The following is a 20,923-nucleotide window of genomic DNA, read 5'->3' on the forward strand; positions in this document are numbered from 1 at the left end:
GGTAAGTGTCGGGATGGAAATTGTCAGGAGTATAGAGGGAGCCCTGAACATGAAGTCGATGCCACGCTTCGGTCGCGTAGCGGCCGCTATGGTCGTATTCGCGGCCAGTCTCCTCGTATCCAACCACGCGCGCGCGCAGGACAAAGTCAGGGTTGGGGTCTTCCCGGTCGCCTCGACGTTGCCGCTGTTCGTGGCGATCGAGCGGGGCTTCTTCAAGGAAAATAATATCGAGGTCGAGTTGACGCGGCTGATTGGCGGCCCGCCGAATGTTGCTGCCATGATTGGTAACCAGATCGATGCGTCGGCCGTGCTGGTGACGATTGAGGGCATGAACGCCAATCTCAAGAAGCCCGGCGTAGCGATGTATATTTCGCTCAACAGCCAGAACGCAAAGTATCAGATGGAGCAATTCGTTGTCCGCAAGGGACTGGAGATCAAGTCGCTTGCGGATCTGAAGGGCAAAAAAATCATGTCGGCGCCCGGACCGGCCAATGTGACCATGGCGCGTGCTGCGCTCGCGGCGGCGGGACTGAAGGAGGGCGATTACCAGCTCGATCAGCTCGATATGGGACAGCACGTCAACGCGATGACTGCCGGAACCTTCGATGCCGGCTATACGCTCGAGCCGAACGCCACGGTGATGAGCAAGAACGGTGTGGCCTCGACCTTCGAAGCCGGCGTGATCGCCAAATATGTGCTGGGCAATCCGAATGCGAATGCCTGGGTTGGCGGCTGCGCGTTGACCAGCGACTTCATCAAGTCGCGTCCGGATGTGGCGAGGCGCTTCACCGCCGCCTGGGGCAAGGCGATAAAGTTCATCAACGACAATCCGGCCGAGGCCCGCAAGCACCTGATAAAGAACACATTCACGCCTGACGACGTGGTCCAGACCGTGCCATTGGTCAAATTCGAGATGGTCAGCAACCTGACACCGTCGGATATTGCCGATTTTCAGAAGTTCATCGACTTCTCGGTGAAGACCGGCACCCTGCCCGAGAAGGTTGACGTCACCAAGTATCTTCAGAAGTTCTGAGGGCGGGGCGGGGGCTGATGACGATGAATGCAATCTCGCCGATCGTCAGTCCCTACCGTACGGCGTTTGGCCCGGATGGCGACCCGCCCGCGCATATCACGGTGCGCGGTCTTTGCAAGAAATTCCAAGGCGAGGTCATCTACGACAATTTCAACCTGGACATCCCGCGCGGCAGATTCGTCTCGATTTTCGGTCCGAACGGCTGTGGCAAGTCGACGCTGATCAACATGATCGCCGGATTGGTGCCGGTGGGCAGCGGCGACATCCGTTTTGGTGGAAAGACGCTTGCCGATACCCGCATCGGTTACGTGTTCCAGAATTATCGTGAGGCGCTGTTCCCGTGGATGAGCGCTTTCGACAACATCTGTTATGCACTCAAGCTGCGCAAAGTAAACGACGCGGACGCGCGCGAGCGCGTCAATGCGCTGGTGCGGCGTCTCGGCGTCAAGCTCGATCTGTCGCGTTATCCTTACGAAATGTCGGGCGGGCAGCAACAGCTTGTCTCGATCATGCGAGCGCTGATCGTCGATCCGGAAGTGTTGTTTCTCGACGAGCCGTTCTCCGCGCTCGATTACGAAATGACGTTGTTCATGCGGGAGCAGCTGCAACGCATTTTCGAGGAAACCGGCACAACGACCGTATTGGTCTCCCACGACCTCGAGGAGGCGGTCTATCTCGCCGACTACGTGCTGCTGTTGTCGCGCCGCCCCGGCAGGATCGCGGATTTTCCAAGCGTGCCGCTGCCGCGGCCGCGCAACGACGGCACGCTGTCGGAATCGAGCTTCGTCGACCTTAAAAAGCATTGTCTCGAGATTTTCCAGCGCGAGGTGAGGCGCGTATGAGGGTTGAGCGTTTCGATAAGTTGCTCCCCGGGATTGGCGTCGCCGGCCTGATCCTGCTCTGGTATATCGGCTACTGGGTCCGGATCGTCGACCCGGTGCTGCTGCCGTCACCCGACGCCACCTTCACAGCCCTATGGAAGGGTATGACCGGCGGCCGTCTCCTGCACGACTTCATTCAGACCGTGATCCGTACCTTTGCCGCGATCGGTGTCGCAAGCGTGGTCGCGATCCCGCTCGGCATCGTATTGGGTGCGAACGAGCGGCTCTACCGTTCTGTGGAATTTGTCGTCGACTTTTTCAGATCGACCCCGGCTTCCGCAATGTTTCCGCTGTTTCTCGTCATTTTTGGTGTCGGCGATGCGACCAAGATTTACGTCGCCTCGTTCGGTGCGGCACTGGTGATCCTGTTCAATGTCGCTTACGGCGTGATGAACGCGCGCAAGACCAGAATTCTTGCCGCCCGCGTGATGGGTGCGTCGCGCTGGCAGGTGATGAAGGACGTCATTCTGATGGAATCGCTGCCGCAAACCTTCGTCGGATTGCGCAACGGCGTTTCGCTCGCGCTCGTGATCGTTGTGGTGGCCGAAATGTTTATCGGGTCGGTTGACGGACTGGGACACCGGGTATTTGAGGCGCAGCAGCTCTTCAACATGCCGGACATGTATGCGGCAATTTTTGCTGCCGGTGCGCTCGGTTACGGTCTTAACATTCTGTTTCTGATGATCGAAAAGAGTTTCGTGCATTGGTCCGGGAAATGACGAACGATCTGTCTGCCCGATGCGCCGTCGCGCTGCGCGACGCGCTCCGCTCGGGTGAAGTCTCCCCGGTCGAGGTGCTGGACGCGCATCTTGCCGCCATCGCGGTGCAGAACCCGAAATTCAATGCTATTGTAACGCTGGTTGAGGACCAGGCCCGTGCTTCGATAGCCGCGCTTCCAGCGGCGGGCGCGCAATCGATGCCACTCTATGGCCTGCCGGTCGTGATCAAGGACGTAACGCTGACCAAGGGCATCCGTACCACGTTCGGCTCGCCCGCATACAAGGATTATGTACCGGATGAGGACGCCGCAGTGGTGGAGCGGCTCAGAAAGGCCGGCGCCATCATCCTCGGGAAGACCAACACCCCCGAATTTGCCACTGGCGCCAACACCGTCAATGCGCTGTTCGGCGCCACCCGCAATCCCTGGAACCCCGAACTCAGCCCCGCCGGATCGTCCGGCGGCTCGGCGGTCGCGGTCGCGACCGGCATGGTGCCGCTGGCGCAGGGTACCGATTTCGGCTGCTCGATCCGGATTCCGGCGGCGTTCTGCGGCATTGTCGGCGTGCGCACGACCGGTGGCCTTATTCCCAATCGCGGGATGCGGCTGCCATGGGATGGCGGTCAGGTGCATGGGCCGCTGGCGCGCAGCGCGGAGGATGCAGCACTCATGCTCGACGGCATGACCGGGCTCGATCCGCTGTGGCCGATCTCGGCCGCGCCGCCCTGGCGGAGTGCGCTCGACATCGTGCAGCGCTTCGACAACGCGAAGGGGCTGCGCATCGCCTATGTATCCGATATCGCCGGTTTCGGTGTCGACAAGGAGATCGATGACATTTGCCGCGCCGCTGTGCTCAGGCTGGAGCGCGACGGCGCTGCGGTCGAGGAGGTGGCGTTCAGCGCCGCCGACGGCTTTGCCCCCTACAAGGTGCTGCGCGGCGAATGGATGGTCGGCCAGCAATTCGAGCGCCTCGACATGCTCGACCGGTTCGGTCCCAATCTTGGTGGCAATGTGCGTGACGGTCTGAAGCTGACCGTGCGCGACACTGCAGCTGCGGAGAACATGCGCGAGAAGGTCTGGCGGACATTCTGCGATCTGTTCGGCAAATACGATTACCTGATCACGCCTGCGGCGCCCGTGCCGCCGTATCCGCTGACCAAGGATTTTCCGGACGAAGTCGGCGGCCACACGCTCGACAATTACATCGACTGGATTGCGCCGGCGTTTCTCGTGACCCTTGTCGGTTTTCCGGCCGCCTCGGTGCCCGGCGGCAAGACCGCGTCCGGCCTGCCGGTCGGGCTTCAGATCGTCGGTCCCCGGTTTTCGGAGCCGCAGCTGCTCGGACTGTCCAAGCTGGTGCAGGCGGCCAATCCCGTCGGATGGCCGACCTATGCCTGACCGGCCTATGCATGACTGGTCTATGCGTGACCGGCCGCAACGCGCGTTGCGTCCTTGGACGGCCGCCAGCCCAACGCCGGCGCAACATGGGTCAGGATCGACTCGATGACATGGGCGTTGTAGTCGACGCCGAGCTGATTGGGTACGGTCAATAGCAACGTGTCGGCTTCGCGGATGGCCTCGTCCTGCGCGAGTTGCGCGATCAGTATGTCGGGCTCGGCGGCGTAGCTGCGTCCAAAGATTGTCCGCGTCGTGCCGTCGATGAATCCGATGCTGTCCGCCTCCTGACCGCCGTGGCCGAAATAGGCGCGGTCGCGATCGTCCACCAGGGCGAAGATGCTGCGGCTGACCGAGACGCGCGGCGTTCGCGTATGCCCTGCCGCGGCCCAAGCATCGCGATAGGCGCGGATCTGCTCGGCCTGCTGGATGTGGAACGGCCGCCCGTTCTCGTCGGTCTTCAGCGTCGAACTCTGCAGGTTCATGCCGAGTTTCGCTGCCCAGATTGCGGTGGCGTTCGAGGCCGCGCCCCACCAGATGCGCTCGCGCAAGCCTTCCGAATGCGGTTCCAGCCGCAGCAGACCGGGCGGATTCGGAAACATCGGCTGCGGGTTTGGCTGCGCGAAGCCTTGTCCGCGCAGCACCTCGAGAAAAACCTCGGCGTGGCGGCGGCCCATCTCGGCATCGTCCTGGCCGTCGGCCGGTTGATAGCCGAAATAGCGCCAGCCATCGATCACCTGCTCCGGCGATCCGCGGCTGATGCCAAGTTGCAGCCGGCCGCCCGAAATCAGGTCGGCGGCGCCGGCATCCTCGGCCATATAGAGCGGGTTCTCGTAGCGCATGTCGATGACCGCCGTGCCGATCTCGATCCGGCGGGTCTTTGCTCCGACTGCGGCGAGAAGCGGGAACGGCGAAGCCAGCTGGTGGGCAAAATGATGCACGCGGAAATAGGCGCCGTCCGCGCCCAACTCCTCGGCGGCCACGGCGAGCTCGATGGATTGCAGCAACGCATCGGCGGCGGAGCGGGTTTTCGATTGCGGCGAGGGCGACCAGTGGCCGAAGGACAAAAAGCCGATTTTCTTCACAGAGGGGTCCGGCGGTTCATGTGTGGGGGATACCGGTCTTACACAAATTGCCGGACGAGGCGAGGCCCGCAGGCTTCGTCTTTGGACGACTTTAGACGACGCGATTGCTGGGCCGACCGGCGTGGAAATTGTCGATATGCAGGATGACCTGATCCCAAAGGGTCTGCATCGCTTCCTGGCTGGCCCAGGCGACATGCGGAGTGACGATCACATTCGGCCGGTTCAGCACCGTTAGCAGCGGGTTGTCCGGCAAAGGCGGCTCGCTGGTGAGGCAGTCGAACCCGACACCCGCGATCTGTCCGCTCTCGAGCGCCTCGACGAGATCTTTTTCGTTCACCAGACCGCCGCGCCCGCAATTGATGATCAGCGGCCGTTTCTTCATTTTGGCGAATTCTGGCGCGGCGAGGGTGTCGCGCGTCGCCGGTGTCAGCGGGCAATGCAGGGTGATCACGTCCGATGTCGCGAGCACCTCGTCGAACGGCGTGTAGAGCGGCCCCAGTCCCTGGACATTCTTGTGGGCTGCGAACAGCGTGCGCATGCCGAAGGCCTGGCCGAGCCGGGCCACGCTCTGGCCGATCGCGCCTTCGCCGATGATGCCGAGCGTCGAACCCGCCAAATCGTTGATCGGATGGGTGTGGAAGCAGAATTGCTGGGATTCCTGCCAGCGGCCGTCGATGACGTCCTGGCGGTATCCGGCAAGTCCTCTGCGCAAGGCCAGGATGAGGGCAAAGGTGTGTTCAGGGACAGTGTTGACCGCGTAGCCCCGGACATTCGAGACGACGATGCCGCGTTCGCCGCAGGCATCGATGTCGAACGCATCGTATCCCGTGGCGGGAATGCAGATCATCTTCAGGTCGGGCAATTTCTCGATGGCATTGCGCCGGATCGGCACCTTATTGGAGACCGCGATCTGCGCGCCGGCCAGCCGCTCGACCACCTGATCGGGTCTTGTGCGTTCGTGCTCGATCCATTCATGCGGGAAGGACGGCTTCGTCAGCGTGACCGACGGCCCGATGGTGGAACGGTCCAGAAACACGATGCGCGTCATACTGTCCCCCGAGCGGCTTACAGACATGACAGCGCCCCGCAGGCGGGGCGCTGTCCGATTGGTAAACCCGAAACGGAGGTAGCTTATTCTGCGGCGATCCGCATGGCCATGCCCGACTGCGACAGATGGCGCACCGCAGCGCCAGTACCGGAACCCGGCTCGAACTTGATGCCGACATCGTGCATCGCAAGTTCGACGCCGCCGAGCGCCTGCATCACCATGATGTCGTTGAGCCAGCCGAGATGGCCGATCCGGAACACCTTGCCCGCCACCTTGTTCAGCCCGGTGCCGAGCGACAGGTCGTAGCGGCGATAGGCGGTCTTTATCACCTCGTTTGCGTCAATGCCCTCCGGCACGACGATGGCGGTCACCGTCTCGGAAAACCACTCCGGCCCCTGCGCGCAATTGCGCAGGCCCCAGGCATCGACCGCCGCGCGCACCGCGCCGGCAAGCCGCCGATGGCGCGCGAAAACGTTCGGCAGCCCTTCTTCCAGCAGCAAATCGACCGAGGCCCGCAAGCCCCGCAGCAGCGTTGCCGCCGGGGTATAGGGGAAATAGCCCTGGGCGTTGGCCTTGATCATGTCCTGGTAGTCGAAGAAACAGCGCGGGAGCTTGGCAGTCTTGCCTGCCGCAAGCGCCTTTTCGCTGACACAGACGATGGCGAGGCCGGTCGGCAGCATGAAGCCCTTCTGCGAACCGGTGACAGCGACATCGACGCCCCATTCGTCCATGCGAAAATCGATCGAGGCGATCGAACTGACGCCGTCGACGAACAGCATCGCGGGATGCTTCAGCTCATCGAGAATGCGGCGCACGCCGGCGACGTCCGACGTCACGCCGGTCGCAGTCTCGTTATGGGTGACCAGCACCGCCTTGATCGCATGCGTCTTATCGGCTTCGAGGCGAGCCCGGTACTGATCGAGCGGCACGCCCTTGCCCCACTCGACATCGATGGCGTCGACGTCGAGCCCGAAGCGCTGGCACGAATCCACCCACAGCAACGAGAATTGTCCGAAGATCGACGCGAGAACCTTGTCGCCTGGCGAGAGCGTGTTGGCGATGGCCGATTCCCAGCCGCCGGTGCCCGAGCCAGGGAAGATGAAAACCTGACCGGATTTTGTCTGGAAGATTTTTTTCAGATCGGCAAAGAGCGGCAGCGTGAAGTCCGGGAAATCCGGTGCGCGATGATCTTCCAGCGCGACATCCATCGCCTGACGGATGCGAAACGGCATGTTGGTCGGTCCGGGAACGGCCAACCCTTTGAAACCCGGCATGTCATTGCTCCCTGTGAAAGTTTTTCGAGTCTGGTCCGCAAATCCCTGCGGAAACGTCGCGGCGTCAGGCGGCGCGGGCGCGGTTTGCGGACAGGCTCACGTCGACCAGCGACACGATCCGGTCGATCAGCGGATGCGCGATCCCGATCTGGCGGCCCACTGCCTGAATGAGGCGGTCGACACGCTCGACCGTCGGCGCGCCGTCATGGAGTGCGCGAGCAACCGATGAAGGTTTGACAAGCTGCGCTGCCGCGGCAGCATATTTGTCGAACTCCACAAGATCCTCGCGCATCGCGCCGAGCCGCAAGACGATGCTTTCCACGCAGTTGTAGATTTCCCGCGACAGCGCAACGTCGGCATGGACGGCGTCGCGGATCGCCACCGGATTTCCCGGGGTTACGCAGCGGTAATTGCCGGTCATGAGCATCGGCCATTTCGCCAGCGGAACGAAGGGCGAGCCATGCACGCGCAGTTTCACTGGGACATCCAGCCCGTCGAGCCTGGCATCCTCGATACCCTTGGCGAGCGCGTGGAGGGGGCGGTTATGCTCGGCCGCGCCGAATTCGGCCGTCTTGAAATTGGTCGCCAGGTTCACCTGCAGGTAGTTTGCCGGTTCGTTGGCCGGGCGGACCGCCTGCGGGTCCGGGGAGCACAGCGTCATCGCATTGGGATCGAACCGCTCCCAGACGCCGGCGTTGCAATAGGCGTCGTCGAGCTTTGCGGTGTCGATGGCGGTCAGCCGCTTGAGATAGGGCAGCGGCGGCATGTTCATCAGTGACAGGCAGGGAACCCGGGCGTCGGCGAGCTTCGCCATCAGCGGCTTCATGGTCGGATGGCTGTATTGGGGCTCCTGCATCGCGAGCACCGCGAGGTCGTAAGGCTCCGGATCCACGACGTCCGGCGTGCCAGCGCGGACGCTGCCGCGAAGCTCCCCGGAATGGATGACCCGTGGGGTTGCCTCTCCCTTGAGGGTCATGCGGACCATGGTACCGCAGCGGTTGATCAGCTCAGCGGTATCGGATCGGCAGACCAGGGTGACAGCATGTCCGGCCATCGCGCATTTGGTGCCGAACAGAGACCCATACGACGCCCCAAGAACCAAAATCCTCAACGTCATGGCGACCTCCCAGCCGGTGCGCGAAGCGACGAGGCCCCGCTTTCCTCCAAGAGATAACCCCGACTCGACGGGCGGTTCATCCTAAACCGGGTTTGTGTGTTGTCTGTTTGCAAACAAAATGACATAATGTGTTATGTTGTAAACGGGCTTGGCATGACAAAGACTTTCATTGGCCCACAGTTACGGCAGCTGCGGCGCGAGCGGCGGCAGACTCAAGCCGAGATGGCCAAGGCGCTCGGCGTCAGCGCCGGCTATGTAAATCTGCTCGAAAACAATCAGCGCAGTCTCTCGGTGCGATTGCTGATGGCGCTCGCCGACGCCTACCAGGTGGACTGGCGCGATGTCGTGCGCGACGAAACCTCAAACCACCTGTCGGAATTGCGCAATGTCATGCGCGACCCGATGTTTTCCGGCAATGTCCCGGACCTCCAGGAAATGCGCGCAGCAATCGAGCATGCGCCGCGGCTGGTCGAGCAGTTTGTGACGCTTTACGGCATCCACCGCAGGACGCTGGAACGGATCATGCGGCAGGGACGGGCGGGCAGCTCCGAAGCCTTGCTTGCGTCCTCGGCGGAGGCGGTGATCCACGATTTCTTCCGCGACAATTCCAACTATTTCGATTCGCTCGAACGCGCGGCCGAACAGGTGCGTCGCGAGGAAGCCTGCGACACTGACGACATCTACGCCGTGCTGAAGGCGCGGCTGGCCAATGCGCACGGCATTGCGGTGCGCCGCCGCGCCGCCGAAGACATGACCCAGGCCCTGCGCCTCTATGATCGTGAGGCGCGGATCGTGCACCTGTCAGAGGCGCTCGATCATTGCAACCAGGTCTTCCAGCTTGCGCATGTGGTGTGTCTTGTGGAATTTCAGGATCTGCTGAACGAACTGACCGCGTCGAGCGGCATCACCAACAAGACCAGCCTGGCGCGATGCCAGATCGAACTTGCAAACTATTTCGCGGCCGCATTCCTGATGCCCTATGAGCCGTTTCTGCAAACCGCGGAAAGCACGGCCTATGACATCGACCGGATTGTGGCACGGTTTGCGGTCTCCTTCGAACAGGCCTGCCATCGCCTCACCACCATGCAGCGGCCCGGGGCGCAGGGCGTGCCGTTCTTCTTCCTGCGCGTCGACAAGGCCGGCAACGTCACCAAGCGTTTCAACTCCACATCGTTTCATCTGGCTGAATATGGCGGCGCCTGCCCGGTCTGGAAGATTCACATGGCGTTCCGGACGCCCGGCGTGATCCTGCCGCAATTCGTCGAGCTTCCCGACGGCGAGCGCTTCTTCACCATCAGCCGTACCGCCGACCGGCCCGCGATCAATCTGGAAACCCAGGATCACCGGCTTTCGGTGGCGCTCGGCTGCGAGCTCAAATACGCCAAGCGGCTGCGCTATGCGGCGTCGTTCAATATCGAGGACGAGGCGCTGTTCAGCAAGATCGGCATCAACTGCCATCTGTGTCCGCGGCAGGCCTGCTCGCAGCGCGCGCACCAGCCGGTCTTTATGGAGCTGCCGGTCGACACCGCGCGCCGCGGCAACACCCGGTACGAAAGCTGAAGGCGGCGCGAGACTTGCATCGAATGGCAGGTCGAAAAATCTCGGCGATCTATACTAAGCAGAGAAAATATGCAGGACATCAAATTCGCGCCGCCCGACGGCGCTTTCACCCGCACGGTCCAGATCCGCTTCTCCCATTGCGACCCGGCCGGGATCGTCTACTTCCCGCATTACTTCAATATGTTCAACGGGCTGATCGAGGACTGGTATACCGAGGAGCTCGGCGTCAATTACGCCGATCTGATCATGCACGATCAGCACGGCTTTCCGTTCGTGCACATCGACACCGACTTCAAGATCCCGAGTCGGATGGGTGAGAAGCTCGACCTGACCCTGCTCATCGAAAAGATCGGCCGCTCGTCGCTGACGCTCGCGATCGTCGGGCACAAGGACGGCACCGAACGGCTGCGCGCCCGCACCGTCACGGCAATGATGTCGCTATCGTCGGGCCGCTCGGTGGAATTGCCGGCGGCCTTGCGTGCCGCATTCGAGGCCTATGCCGCAAAAACCGGTGGCAAGACCTGACGCCTCCGGACCGGCGAAGCCCGCGCTATTCATTGTGAAACGCCGTCATCTTGCGCGGTTCGCACTCGAAACCGAGCTCCGACCAGCGCGCCACCACGCGATCATGCACCGACTTTCGCAACAGGGTCGACTGCGGAAATTGCGCAAGGTGCCGGTGCGGCTTGCAGGCATTGATCAGCACCTTCGCACCGTAGGGCCGCAGCTCCGGAGGAAACCGGCTCGGGTCCAGCCCGGTCGACCAGGTGTTGCGCAGGATGTCGATATCCTCCGAGGGATGACAGCGCGTCGACAGCGCCCAGAACACGTCGTTGAGGTCGGTCGGATCGACATCGTCATCGACCGCGATCACCCACTTGGTGAAATAGGCGGCCGCCGGGCATTGCGCGGCGAGCGCCAGCACCTGCGCGGAATGGCCGGCATATTTCTGCTGGACCGAGACCACCACCATGCCCCACCCGGATGCCGCGGCCGGATGCGAATAGGCACCGACCACACCGGGCACGCCGATGCGCTCGAGATCGTCGAGAATGCGCGCCGAGCGCATGATCGCGTAATAGGCTCCGATCTCGCAGGACGGATAGCGCGCCATCAGCGCATGGGTGAAGATCGGCGATTTGCGGTGATGGACCGCCTTGACCTCCATGACCGGCTGCGGCGAGCGCTCGCGGCCGTAATAACCGGTGAATTCGCCGAGCGGGCCTTCGGGCAGCGTGTCGCCCTTGTGCAGCAGGCCCTCGACCACGAACTCGGCATGGGCGGGGATCGGCAGCTTGACGAATTCTGCCTTGGTTAGGGCGATCGGCGCCCCCATGATGCCGCCGGCAACATCGAGTTCCGATTCCTCTGCGCCGAAGCTCTGCGCCGCCACCATGAACATCACCGGATCGACGCCATAGGCCGCAACGACTTCGCATGGCTCTCCGCGCGCCCACCAGGCTTCGCGGTCGAGCAGGGCGTGTTTGCCGGGCGAGCAATAGAGGCCGACCCGGTTCGGCCCGTGCAGCATCTGGCGATAGCAGCCGACATTGATGCGGCCTGTGTCGGGCGATGCGGTGAGGGTGATGTTGCCGGTGCCGATGAACCGGCCGCCGTCCCCCGGCCAGAATTGCGGGACAGGAAATCGGGTGAGGTCGATATCGTCCCCGGTCAGCACCACGTCGTTCACCGGGGCCTCTTCCTTGGGGACGAAAACCGGCTTGACCGGGGCGGCCATCAACGAGCGTGTGGCATCGATCATCTCGCGAATCGACAGATGGGGATCAAGCCCGACCGCGAGCCCAAAGCGTTCTTTGCTCGAACCCAGCATGTTGGTGAGGATGCGCGAGCCGCTGGTGTCGCCCTGCATCCGCTCGAACATCAGCGCCGGCGCCCGTTCCTCGCGGGTTGCGAGCAGGGTGATTGCGGCGATCTCCTCGATGGGATCGACCGGGGCGGCAATCGCTTTCAGTTCGCCGATCCGCTCGACCAGCGCCAGCCATTCGCGCAGGTCGCGCCATTCGAGCGCGGAACGTTGTCCATGATTGGCCCCGGATGCAGCCTTCGCGGCGGTAAGCGCGTCCACGTCTCTCTCCCGGCATTCAATGTCCGACCGCCACCTCGCGCCTCATTGGGACGCTGTGGCGAACCCCGTCTATTGTGCGCGCTTTGCGGCCATCGCGTTTTCGATCAGGGTCTTGCCCAGCGACCAGATTGCACCCGGCACACGGTGGCTGTCGGCAATCACCTTGTCGAACGCCGTTTCGATCCAGGCGCAATCGTCGCCGGTGATCACGTAAGGGGGGAGCAGCTTGATGGTGTGGCTGCCGTGACCTGCCACCTGGGTGAGAATTTTGTAATCCTTGAACAGCGGGATGGTGATGAGCTGGCAGAACAGCCCCTTGTTGGCGGCCTCGATCATCGACCATGAGGCGCGCAGCTTGAGCGAGCTTGGCGCCCCGAACTCGACCCCGATCATCAAGCCGAGCCCGCGCACCTCTTTCAACATTTCATGACGTTCGGTCATCGCCCGCAACGAAGACAACAGGCGCTCGCCGGTGCGTGCGGCATTTTCGATCAGTTTTTCGGAATCCAAAACCGAGAGCGTTGCGATCCCCGCCGCCATGGCGAGATCGTTCTTGGCAAAAGTGGAACCATGGACGACCGCGCGATCCATACGGTTGAACAGTTTGTCAAAGATGTCCTTGCGCGTGAGCAGGGCGCCGACCGGCACATGGCCTCCGGACAACGCCTTCGCTAACAGGATCATGTCGGGCTGGACGTCGAAATGCTCGACGGCAAAGAACCGCCCGGTGCGGCCGAGCCCGCACTGGATTTCGTCGGCAATGAAGAGCGTGCCGTGACGGCGGCACAGTTCGGCCGCCGATTTCAGATAATCCGGAGCGGGAATGTGAACCCCCTTGCCCTGGATGGGTTCCACAATGAAGGCGGCAACGTCGCGCCGTTTCAGCGCAGTCTCGAGCGCCGTGAGGTCGTTGAACGGAATTGCGGCACAATCGCCAAGCAGGGGCTCGAACCCCTTTTTGAAGATCTGGTCGCCATTCAGCGACAAGGCGCCGAAGGTCAGCCCGTGGAAGGCATGTTCGCAGGACACTATCTTGGAGCGCTTGGTCGCGGCTCGCGCGAACTTGATCGCGGCCTCAACCGTCTCCGTGCCAGAATTGGCGAAGAAGACCTTGTCGAAATAGGGTGCTTTGGCGAGTAGACGTTCGGCCAGCACGCCGGCCAGCGCGGGAACGTCCATCTGTACCAGATTGGGAAGTTCGGCATCGAGCACGCTCTCGAGTGCTACCCGCAATGCCGGATGGTTCCGGCCGACGGCGAACACGCCGAAACCGCTCAGGAGGTCCAGATAGCGGGCCCCGGTCCGGTCATAAAGATACTGGCCGGTTCCGCGGCGGAACCCGACATCGTAGCCGATGGTCCGCAACACCCGTACCATCTGTTCGTTGAGATAGCGGCCATGCAAATCGAAGCGACTTGCCTCACGCTCCTCAAAAATGGCCTCAATATTGTAGTGTCGGGGATTGAGCATGGGGTCGAGCTGATATGGTTCGCTTGAAAGGTTTTGAAGGCAGTCGGGCCGTCACGTTGCCCGAAAGGTGGTTAGCATGAAACGGCTGTCAATTGCTGCGTTTTTGGCCCTGACGATGAACACGGCCGCCCTGGCGGGAGATCCGACCGGCGAGTGGCTGGTCGAGGATGGGTCCGCGACGATCCGAATCGCGATCTGCTCGGGTTCGCTGTGGGGTGTCGTCGGCTGGGAGAAGGTTCCCGGCGGTCAGGACACGCAGAACCCGGACCCGGCGAAACGGTCACGGCCCACGCTCGGCATGCCGATCCTGATCGACATGAAGCCGTCAGGCACCGACAAATGGGCCGGCAGGATTTACAACGCAAAAGACGGAAAAATGTACGACGCCAGCGTCGACCTTCAAACCGACAATGCCCTGAGGGTGCGGGGCTGCGTATTGGGCGGTCTGTTTTGCGGCGGCGAGACCTGGGCACGGACCACCGAACCGGAGCCGGCCCCGCCTGCGCCCGGCAAGAGCAAGGCGAAGGGCAAGCCCGCCGATCCGGCGTCAGCCGCCATTGCCGGCGTCTGTTCCCGAATCAGCGCTCTCTCTGGGGCGGCCCATTAGCGCAGGCTGGAAGAACACCGCCGCGCACATGGTGGTGACGAGCGACAGCGCCAAGAGCTTGCCGAGACTGGACGTGCCCGGATGATTCGACAGCCACAGGCTGCCGAACGCGGTCGCCGTCGTCAGCGCGCTGAAAATCACCGCGCGGGTCAGGCTTGACTGCAACAGGTCGGTCTGGCCCGCGCGCCAGGCCATGATGTAGTAGATCTTGAATGCGACGCCCATGCCGAGCAGCAGCGGCAATGCGATGATGTTCGCGAAATTGAGCGGCAGATCGATCAGGACGCAAATCTCCATCGTGATGACGCCCGCAAGCAGAAGCGGCACGACGGTGAGCAGAACATCCTCGAGACGGCGCAACGCGATGAACAGCAGGATGCAGATCGTCACGAGGGCAAGCAGTCCGGCCTGAATGAAGGCCACGACGATGACATCGCCGGATTTCAGGATGGAGATCGGGCCGCCGATGGCAGTCGGTTCGACCTCCAGAACCTTGCGGGCAAAGTTTCGCAAGGTCTCGTTGTCGTTTGGATCGCCGGTCGGAAGCGCCTCGACACGGTAACGGCCGTCCGCCGCAATCCACATTGTCTTCAGGTCTTTGGGCAGGCTGTCGATGGTCACGGGCTCGGCCCGCAGGGCCATTCTCAGCTGATCGAGCTGGAGTTCGAGCGGCATAACGACGGCTCGTTCCGCGGCGTTCCTGATCTCGTCCGGCGCCTCGGCAAGCTTGCGCAATTGCACGGCAAGCCGCTTTGCGGCTGCGCCGCCTGCACCCGGCTGCTGAGCGACGATCTCCATCAGGCCAGCGGTTTCGTTGAGAATGGCGCGCGCTTCCTGCGCGTCCGGGGCGGGGCTGGGCCTGGTCTCGAGCACCGGTTCGAGAACCTCGGCCGCCTGTTTGATCAGACCGAGCTTCGTTTCCTGATCGTCCGGAATGAAGCTCTGGATCGTCATGACGCGGTCGACTTCCGGCAGCTTCTGCAGCTTCTCGGCAACCGCCTGGGCCTGCTCCTGCGACGTGACGAGGACGTTGACCGCGCTCGCGCCCGTATTCGGATCCTGTCGCAATTCCAGAAATGTCGAGATGGATTCGACCTGCGCGCTGCGCAGGTTGATCGGATTGAAATCGAAGCGCAGAAAATACAGAAGCGGCAGACCGACGATGGCAAGGCCCAGCGTTACGGCCACGATCCATCGGCGGTTGCGGGCGACGAAACGGTCGGCTGGCGCCAAACTCGAAAAGCCCAGCGGCTCCTTTTCTCCGGGCGGATCGAGCAGCGCGAGCAAGGCGGGCAGCACGGTCAGGCTCATGATGAACGCGACGATCATGCCGACGCCGGCAATGGCGCCGAGCTCCGACACGCCTTGATAGGCGGTCGGAAGAAACGCCAGGAAGCCGGCCGCAGTGGCGGCCGCAGCCAGCGCCAGCGGTCCTCCGATCGCTACCCCCGCATCGACGAGTGCGGGCTTCAATTGGTCCTTGTGAAAGCGCTCGTCGCGATAACGCACGCTGTACTGGATACAAAAGTCGACACCGAGGCCGACGAACAGCACGAAGAACGCGACCGATATCATGTTCAGCGAGCCGACCATCATGAAGCCGAGCGCCGCGGTGATTGCCAGGCCGCCGGCGAGCGCGACGAACACCGCAAAGATGATGCGCGCCGATTTCAGTGCCAGCCAGAGGATGAACAGCACCACGATGACGGTGCCGGTGCCGTGAAGGAGCATGCCGTCCTTGACGGTCGCAAACTCCTCGTCGGCGATCGGTACCGATCCGGTCAGGCGGACGCGGGCCTGATAATCCGGTCCGAGCTTGGCCTCCGCGGCGGCCTGGCGGACCGCGTCGGTCGCTTCTTTGCCCGGTTCGAGAGCGCTGAAATCGAGCTTCGGTGTGATATCGACGAATTTGCGCAGATCGCCCGGTTTCGACTTTTGTCCGGCAAACAGCTCCTGCCAGGAAAAGCTTGCAGGCCGCCCCTCGGCTGCGTCCTCGAAGGTGCGCGAGAAGCGGTCATAGACCGGCGCGAGTGCGTCCAGCTCCAATTGTCCCGATTGGACGCCGCCAAGGGCGGCCTGGGCCGCCTGCGACAATCCGCGCCAGTTGGGGTTGCGCGCCAGGATCGAGACGATAGGCGCAGCCTGTTCGAGCTGCCCGAGGGTTTGACCAAGTTGTTCGGCCGGCAGGAACAGCAATCCGTTCTTCTCAAAAAAGACGCCGCCATCGGGCCGCCGCACCTCCGGGAAAAGAGCGGGGTTGTCCCTCAGCCGCGACGTCAGCCTGTTGGCCGCGAGGGCGGACAGCTCCGGGGTCGGCGAGTCCACCACCGCCAGGATGTTGTTGACGCGCGACGGAAAGGCCGTTTCGAATGCGATTTCCCGCTGCCGCCAGTCGATATTGGGGGCAATCAGATTGCTGATGTCGGTGTTGATGGCGAAGTTGCGGGCAGTGTAGACGCCTGCCGCAACGGTCAGCAACACAAAGACAAGAATCGTGATCCAGGGCGACCAGATGCTGAGGCGGATAGCCCGGGCTGCGAACCGGGCCATGAGCGAGTCTTTATTCCTATTCACGGCTGTGTTAGCGATCTGCAAGGCATATTTTCCAGAGCGAAGAGGCGTTTGGGCCGGTTTGGGTTGCTAGTGCCACATTTTCGCTCCAGGTCACTTGGTTCCAAGTATTTGACGTATCAGTTTTTCCGGGGCAGGTATGGTTTTTGCCTGTGAACGGGTAAGTGGTTCAGTGATCCCATCAAGGCCCGTTCATGGTTTTGGCAGATAGATAACTCACCGAAAGCTTTTCGCGTTGGTTACTTGCCGCCGAATGTCCCGCTAATGCGTTATCCCCGAACATGCAAGCGAGCGAAGGTGTTCCAATAATGGTTTCTGCTACCCCGCTTCTCGATGCGCTCGCGACCCCTGCCGACCTCAGAACTCTCCAGGACCACCAGCTCCGCCAGGTGGCCGACGAGCTGCGCACCGAGACCATCAGTGCCGTCGCTGTCACCGGCGGCCATCTCGGCGCAGGCCTCGGCGTGGTCGAATTGACCGTGGCGCTGCACGCGGTGTTCGACACCCCGCAGGACCGTCTGATCTGGGACGTGGGCCACCAGGCGTATCCGCACAAGATTCTGACCGGCCGGCGTGACCGCATCCGCACGCTGCGCCAGGGCGGTGGGCTCTCCGGCTTCACCAAGCGCGCCGAGAGCGAATACGACCCCTTTGGCGCGGCGCATTCATCCACCTCGATTTCAGCCGGCCTCGGGATGGCGGTCGCCCGCGATCTTGCCGGACTGAAGCACAACGTTGTCGCGGTGATCGGCGACGGCGCGATGTCGGCAGGCATGGCCTATGAGGCCATGAACAATGCCGGCGCGATGGATTCGCGGCTGATCGTCATCCTCAACGACAACGAAATGTCGATCGCGCCACCGGTCGGTGCCATGTCGGCCTATCTCGCCCGGCTGATTTCCGGACGCACCTATCTGTCGCTGCGGGAGATCGGTAAGCAATTCGCCAAGCGCCTGCCGCGCTTCATGCATGACCAGGCCGCGCGAGCCGAAGAATATGCGCGCGGAATGGTGACGGGCGGCACGCTGTTCGAGGAACTCGGCTTCTATTATGTCGGTCCGATCGATGGGCATAACCTCGACCATCTTCTGCCGGTCCTGCGCAATGTGCGCGATGCGAGCTTCGGTCCGATCCTCGTTCATGTCGTGACCCAGAAGGGCAAGGGCTATGCGCCCGCGGAAGCAGCGGCCGACAAGTATCACGGCGTTGTGAAATTCGACGTCGTCACCGGACGCCAGTCGAAGGCGAAGGCCAATGCGCCGTCCTACACCAAGGTGTTCGGCGATAGCCTGGTGAAGGAGGCGCAGAAGGACGACCGTATCGTCGCCATCACCGCGGCGATGCCGTCCGGCACCGGCGTCGATATCTTCCAGAAGCAGTTTCCGAAACGGACTTTCGATGTCGGCATCGCCGAGCAGCATGCCGTGACCTTCGCCGCGGGTCTAGCGACAGAGGGTCTGAAGCCGTTCTGCGCAATCTATTCGACCTTCCTGCAGCGCGGCTACGATCAGGTGGTGCACGATGTGGCGATCCAGAAGCTGCCGGTCCGCTTCGTCTTGGATCGCGCGGGGTTTGTGGGCGCTGACGGGCCGACCCATGCCGGCGCGTTTGATATTGTCTATCTCGGCTGCCTGCCGGACTTCGTTCTGATGGCTGCCGCCGATGAAGCCGAGCTTGTGCATATGGTGGCGACACAGGCGGTACTCGACGACGCTCCGTCTGCCCTGCGCTACCCGCGCGGCGACGGTGTCGGGATCGATCTGCCGGAGCAGGGCGTGCCGCTCGAAATCGGCAAGGGCCGGATCCTGCGCGAGGGCAGCTCCATCGCGCTGTTGTCTTACGGCACAAGACTGGCCGAATGCATGAAAGCGGCCGACGCGCTGGCCGCGCATGGGCTGACCACCACGGTTGCCGATGCGCGCTTTGCCAAGCCGCTCGATGTCGATCTCGTGCTCCGGCTTGCAAAGAATCACGAGGTTCTGATCACGATCGAAGAAGGCTCGATCGGCGGTTTCGGCTCCTTCGTGCTGCAGACCCTCGCCGAGCAAGGCGCGCTCGATGCGGGTCTCAAAGTCCGCACAATGGTCTTGCCTGACCTCTTTATCGATCACGACACGCCGGCGGCGATGTATGCGCGCGCCGGACTGGATGCGAACGGAATTCTTGCCAAGGCGTTCGAGGCGCTGGGCAAGGACATGACACAGGACAAGGTGCAGCTTGCGTAAGCCAGACGACACCCCAAGAACGAAATTGCGTCCGCTCAATGTGGTTCTGGCGCAGCCGCGCGGCTTCTGTGCCGGCGTGGTGCGCGCCATCGACATCGTCGAGCGCGCGTTGAAGAAATACGGGCCGCCCGTGTATGTGCGCCACGAGATCGTCCACAACAAGTTCGTGGTCGAATCGCTGAAGGCCAAGGGCGCTCGTTTCGTCGAGGACGTTCACGAGATTCCCGATGGCGCGGTTGCGATCTTCAGCGCGCATGGCGTCTCCAAGGACGTCGAAAGGGAAGCGGCCGATCGCAACCTGCCGGTGATCGACGCCACCTGTCCGCTGGTCACCAAGGTACACAATCAGGGCAAGCGCTATGTCGGGCAGGGCCGTACCGTGATCCTGATCGGGCATGCCGGCCATCCGGAGGTCGAAGGCACGATGGGCCAGATTCCCGGGCCTGTGGTGCTGGTGCAGACCGTCGCCGATGTCGACAGGCTGGAAATTCCTGTGGACGAGCCCGTCGCTTATGTGACGCAAACCACGCTCAGCGTCGACGACACCCGCGACATCATTGCGGCGCTGACGAAGCGCTTCAACGACATTCAGGGTCCGGATACGCGCGACATCTGCTATGCGACGCAAAATCGCCAGAGCGCGGTGCGCGATCTGTGCAAGGTCGCCGATCTTTTGCTGGTGGTCGGCGCTACGAATTCGTCCAATTCCAATCGCCTGCGCGAGATCGGCGAAGAAGCCGGCATTCCGAGCTATCTGATCGCCGACGGCGGCGAGCTCGATCATGCCTGGCTGGAAGGAGTCGAAACTGTCGGCATCACAGCAGGCGCCTCGGCGCCGGAAGTGCTGGTCAACGACGTCATCGACGCGCTAAGACGGCTGCGGGTGGTGGACGTGACCACGCTGCCCGGCCGTGAAGAAAACATCACCTTCCGTCTTCCTGCCGAAGTTGCCTCGATCTAAGCTTCCCTGAACAGGCTCATTCCCTCCATGGCTATCCCCTTCCACAAGGAAATCCGGATCGGCGCCTATCTGCTGAAACAGAAGCTTTTGGGCCGCAAGCGCTATCCGCTGGTGCTGATGCTGGAGCCGCTGTTCCGCTGCAACCTTGCCTGCGTCGGCTGCGGAAAGATCGATTACCCGGACGCGATCCTCAACCGCCGTATGAGCGTGCAGGAATGTCTCGACGCGGCCGATGAATGTGGCGCGCCGATGGTCGCCATTCCGGGCGGTGAGCCGCTCATTCACCGCGAGATCGGCGAGATCGTTGCGGGCCTGGTCGCGCGCAAGAAATTCGTTTCGCTCTGCACCAATGCGCTGCTTCTGGAAAAGAAGCTGCATCTGTTCAAGCCGTCGCCATATCTGTTTTTCTCCGTGCATCTGGACGGTCTGCGCGATCATCACGACAAGGCGGTCTCGCAGAAGGGTGTGTTCGACAAGGCGGTGAAGGCGATCAAGGCTGCGCAGGACGCAGGCTTCGCGGTCAACGTCAATGCCACGATTTTCGACGGCCATTCCGCGGAGGATATCGCGGCATTTCTCGATTACGCAAAGGAACTGGGCGTCGGCGTCTCGATATCGCCCGGCTATGCGTATGAGCGCGCGCCGGATCAGGAGCATTTCCTCAACCGCAAGAAAACCAAGGAGCTGTTCCGCAAGGTCTTCGAGATCGGCAAGGGCCGCGGCTGGAAATTCATGCATTCCGGCATCTTCCTCGACTTCCTTGCCGGCAATCAGGAATTCGGCTGCACCCCTTGGGGCATGCCCGCGCGCAACATCTTCGGCTGGCAGAAGCCCTGCTATCTTCTGGGCGAAGGTTACGCCAAGACCTTCAAGGAACTGATGGAGACCACCG

Annotated in this window: 17 protein-coding genes; 10 read left to right on the forward strand and 7 right to left on the reverse strand. The window is 62.3% G+C overall.

All coding sequences use genetic code 11. From position 1 onward, the window contains the following. Window positions 1–49: 49 nt before the first annotated feature. The 4 genes from ACK41X_RS15620 to ACK41X_RS15635 are packed head-to-tail and all read left to right on the forward strand — an operon-like array spanning window position 50 to window position 4,030. Window positions 50–1,033 (forward strand): ABC transporter substrate-binding protein, encoded by a 984-nt coding sequence (locus ACK41X_RS15620; protein WP_409725100.1) that lies wholly within the window; start codon window positions 50–52, stop codon window positions 1,031–1,033. A 17-nt stretch (window positions 1,034–1,050) separates the two neighbouring features. Then, complete coding sequence (locus ACK41X_RS15625) at window positions 1,051–1,875, forward strand: ABC transporter ATP-binding protein (protein WP_409725103.1); 825 nt, start codon at window positions 1,051–1,053, stop codon at window positions 1,873–1,875. Further along, window positions 1,872–2,633, forward strand: a complete 762-nt coding sequence (locus ACK41X_RS15630) for an ABC transporter permease (RefSeq protein WP_409725105.1) — start codon at window positions 1,872–1,874, stop codon at window positions 2,631–2,633. Before ACK41X_RS15625 ends, ACK41X_RS15630 begins: the two co-directional genes overlap by 4 nt. After that, complete coding sequence (locus tag ACK41X_RS15635; protein ID WP_409725107.1) at window positions 2,630–4,030, forward strand: amidase; 1,401 nt, start codon at window positions 2,630–2,632, stop codon at window positions 4,028–4,030. Before ACK41X_RS15630 ends, ACK41X_RS15635 begins: the two co-directional genes overlap by 4 nt. Window positions 4,031–4,050: 20 nt before the next feature. Here ACK41X_RS15635 and ACK41X_RS15640 read toward each other — a convergent pair whose 3' ends face one another. The 4 genes from ACK41X_RS15640 to ACK41X_RS15655 form a co-directional block, all read right to left on the reverse strand. Next, window positions 4,051–5,112 carry an LLM class flavin-dependent oxidoreductase gene (locus ACK41X_RS15640; protein ID WP_409725109.1) on the reverse strand — a complete coding sequence of 354 codons (1,062 nt, stop codon included), beginning with the start codon at window positions 5,110–5,112 and terminating at the stop codon, window positions 4,051–4,053. Between the two features lie 91 nt (window positions 5,113–5,203). Next, on the reverse strand, window positions 5,204–6,160 hold the full coding sequence (locus tag ACK41X_RS15645; protein WP_409725111.1) for a D-2-hydroxyacid dehydrogenase: 957 nt from the start codon (window positions 6,158–6,160) through the stop codon (window positions 5,204–5,206). Window positions 6,161–6,243: 83 nt separating this feature from the next. Beyond that, the gene (locus ACK41X_RS15650; RefSeq protein ID WP_409725113.1) at window positions 6,244–7,434 is read right to left on the reverse strand and encodes an aminotransferase class V-fold PLP-dependent enzyme; all 1,191 of its coding nucleotides are present in this window, start codon (window positions 7,432–7,434) and stop codon (window positions 6,244–6,246) included. 64 nt (window positions 7,435–7,498) lie between these two features. Continuing rightward, window positions 7,499–8,551 (reverse strand): ketopantoate reductase family protein, encoded by a 1,053-nt coding sequence (locus tag ACK41X_RS15655; RefSeq protein ID WP_409725116.1) that lies wholly within the window; start codon window positions 8,549–8,551, stop codon window positions 7,499–7,501. Between the two features lie 153 nt (window positions 8,552–8,704). Here ACK41X_RS15655 and ACK41X_RS15660 point away from each other — a divergent pair, with 153 nt between their 5' ends. Together ACK41X_RS15660 and ACK41X_RS15665 are read left to right on the forward strand one after the other, a co-directional pair. Further along, window positions 8,705–10,111, forward strand: coding sequence for a short-chain fatty acyl-CoA regulator family protein (locus ACK41X_RS15660; protein WP_409725118.1), 1,407 nt, complete (start codon window positions 8,705–8,707; stop codon window positions 10,109–10,111). A gap of 69 nt (window positions 10,112–10,180) precedes the next feature. After that, window positions 10,181–10,636 carry an acyl-CoA thioesterase gene (locus tag ACK41X_RS15665; protein WP_409725121.1) on the forward strand — a complete coding sequence of 152 codons (456 nt, stop codon included), beginning with the start codon at window positions 10,181–10,183 and terminating at the stop codon, window positions 10,634–10,636. 25 nt (window positions 10,637–10,661) lie between these two features. Here ACK41X_RS15665 and ACK41X_RS15670 read toward each other — a convergent pair whose 3' ends face one another. Both ACK41X_RS15670 and ACK41X_RS15675 read right to left on the reverse strand, forming a co-directional pair. Next, entirely contained in the window at window positions 10,662–12,197 is a 1,536-nt protein-coding gene (locus tag ACK41X_RS15670) for a UbiD family decarboxylase (RefSeq protein WP_409725123.1), read from the reverse strand. Between the two features lie 69 nt (window positions 12,198–12,266). Further along, window positions 12,267–13,667 carry an aspartate aminotransferase family protein gene (locus ACK41X_RS15675; RefSeq protein WP_409725125.1) on the reverse strand — a complete coding sequence of 467 codons (1,401 nt, stop codon included), beginning with the start codon at window positions 13,665–13,667 and terminating at the stop codon, window positions 12,267–12,269. Window positions 13,668–13,743: 76 nt separating this feature from the next. On the opposite strand from ACK41X_RS15675, the gene ACK41X_RS15680 reads away from it, so the two are divergent. After that, entirely contained in the window at window positions 13,744–14,274 is a 531-nt protein-coding gene (locus tag ACK41X_RS15680) for a DUF2147 domain-containing protein (RefSeq protein ID WP_409725128.1), read from the forward strand. Here ACK41X_RS15680 and ACK41X_RS15685 read toward each other — a convergent pair. Beyond that, window positions 14,215–16,824: an MMPL family transporter gene (locus ACK41X_RS15685; protein WP_409725131.1), complete on the reverse strand. Its 2,610-nt coding sequence runs from the start codon at window positions 16,822–16,824 to the stop codon at window positions 14,215–14,217. The genes ACK41X_RS15680 and ACK41X_RS15685 overlap by 60 nt on opposite strands. Before the next feature lie 329 nt (window positions 16,825–17,153). Here ACK41X_RS15685 and dxs point away from each other — a divergent pair, with 329 nt between their 5' ends. The 3 genes from dxs to hpnH form a co-directional block, all read left to right on the forward strand. After that, complete coding sequence (gene dxs / locus ACK41X_RS15690; RefSeq protein WP_409725134.1) at window positions 17,154–19,070, forward strand: 1-deoxy-D-xylulose-5-phosphate synthase; 1,917 nt, start codon at window positions 17,154–17,156, stop codon at window positions 19,068–19,070. Continuing rightward, on the forward strand, window positions 19,063–20,031 hold the full coding sequence (ispH, locus tag ACK41X_RS15695; RefSeq protein ID WP_409725137.1) for a 4-hydroxy-3-methylbut-2-enyl diphosphate reductase: 969 nt from the start codon (window positions 19,063–19,065) through the stop codon (window positions 20,029–20,031). The genes dxs and ispH overlap by 8 nt, the downstream gene beginning before the upstream one ends. A gap of 27 nt (window positions 20,032–20,058) precedes the next feature. Beyond that, the coding region (gene hpnH / locus ACK41X_RS15700) for an adenosyl-hopene transferase HpnH (RefSeq protein WP_409725140.1) at window positions 20,059–20,923 on the forward strand (865 nt) is incomplete at its 3' end.

This window comes from Pseudorhodoplanes sp. (assembly GCF_046289595.1).
In the GTDB taxonomy this organism is placed as follows: domain Bacteria; phylum Pseudomonadota; class Alphaproteobacteria; order Rhizobiales; family Xanthobacteraceae; genus Pseudorhodoplanes.

Bases quoted from the DNA above. Each gene is read 5' to 3' on its own strand.
- ACK41X_RS15655 (WP_409725116.1), bottom strand. From the start codon at position 8,551: ATGACGTTGAGGATTTTGGTTCTTGGGGCGTCGTATGGGTCTCTGTTC.
- ACK41X_RS15665 (WP_409725121.1), top strand. From the start codon at position 10,181: ATGCAGGACATCAAATTCGCGCCGCCCGACGGCGCTTTCACCCGCACG.
- ACK41X_RS15635 (WP_409725107.1), top strand. From the start codon at position 2,630: ATGACGAACGATCTGTCTGCCCGATGCGCCGTCGCGCTGCGCGACGCG.
- ACK41X_RS15625 (WP_409725103.1), top strand. From the start codon at position 1,051: ATGACGATGAATGCAATCTCGCCGATCGTCAGTCCCTACCGTACGGCG.
- ACK41X_RS15620 (WP_409725100.1), top strand. From the start codon at position 50: ATGAAGTCGATGCCACGCTTCGGTCGCGTAGCGGCCGCTATGGTCGTA.
- ACK41X_RS15675 (WP_409725125.1), bottom strand. From the start codon at position 13,667: ATGCTCAATCCCCGACACTACAATATTGAGGCCATTTTTGAGGAGCGT.
- ACK41X_RS15630 (WP_409725105.1), top strand. From the start codon at position 1,872: ATGAGGGTTGAGCGTTTCGATAAGTTGCTCCCCGGGATTGGCGTCGCC.
- ACK41X_RS15685 (WP_409725131.1), bottom strand. From the start codon at position 16,824: ATGGCCCGGTTCGCAGCCCGGGCTATCCGCCTCAGCATCTGGTCGCCC.
- dxs (WP_409725134.1), top strand. From the start codon at position 17,154: ATGGTTTCTGCTACCCCGCTTCTCGATGCGCTCGCGACCCCTGCCGAC.
- ACK41X_RS15660 (WP_409725118.1), top strand. From the start codon at position 8,705: ATGACAAAGACTTTCATTGGCCCACAGTTACGGCAGCTGCGGCGCGAG.
- ACK41X_RS15645 (WP_409725111.1), bottom strand. From the start codon at position 6,160: ATGACGCGCATCGTGTTTCTGGACCGTTCCACCATCGGGCCGTCGGTC.
- ACK41X_RS15680 (WP_409725128.1), top strand. From the start codon at position 13,744: ATGAAACGGCTGTCAATTGCTGCGTTTTTGGCCCTGACGATGAACACG.
- ACK41X_RS15650 (WP_409725113.1), bottom strand. From the start codon at position 7,434: ATGCCGGGTTTCAAAGGGTTGGCCGTTCCCGGACCGACCAACATGCCG.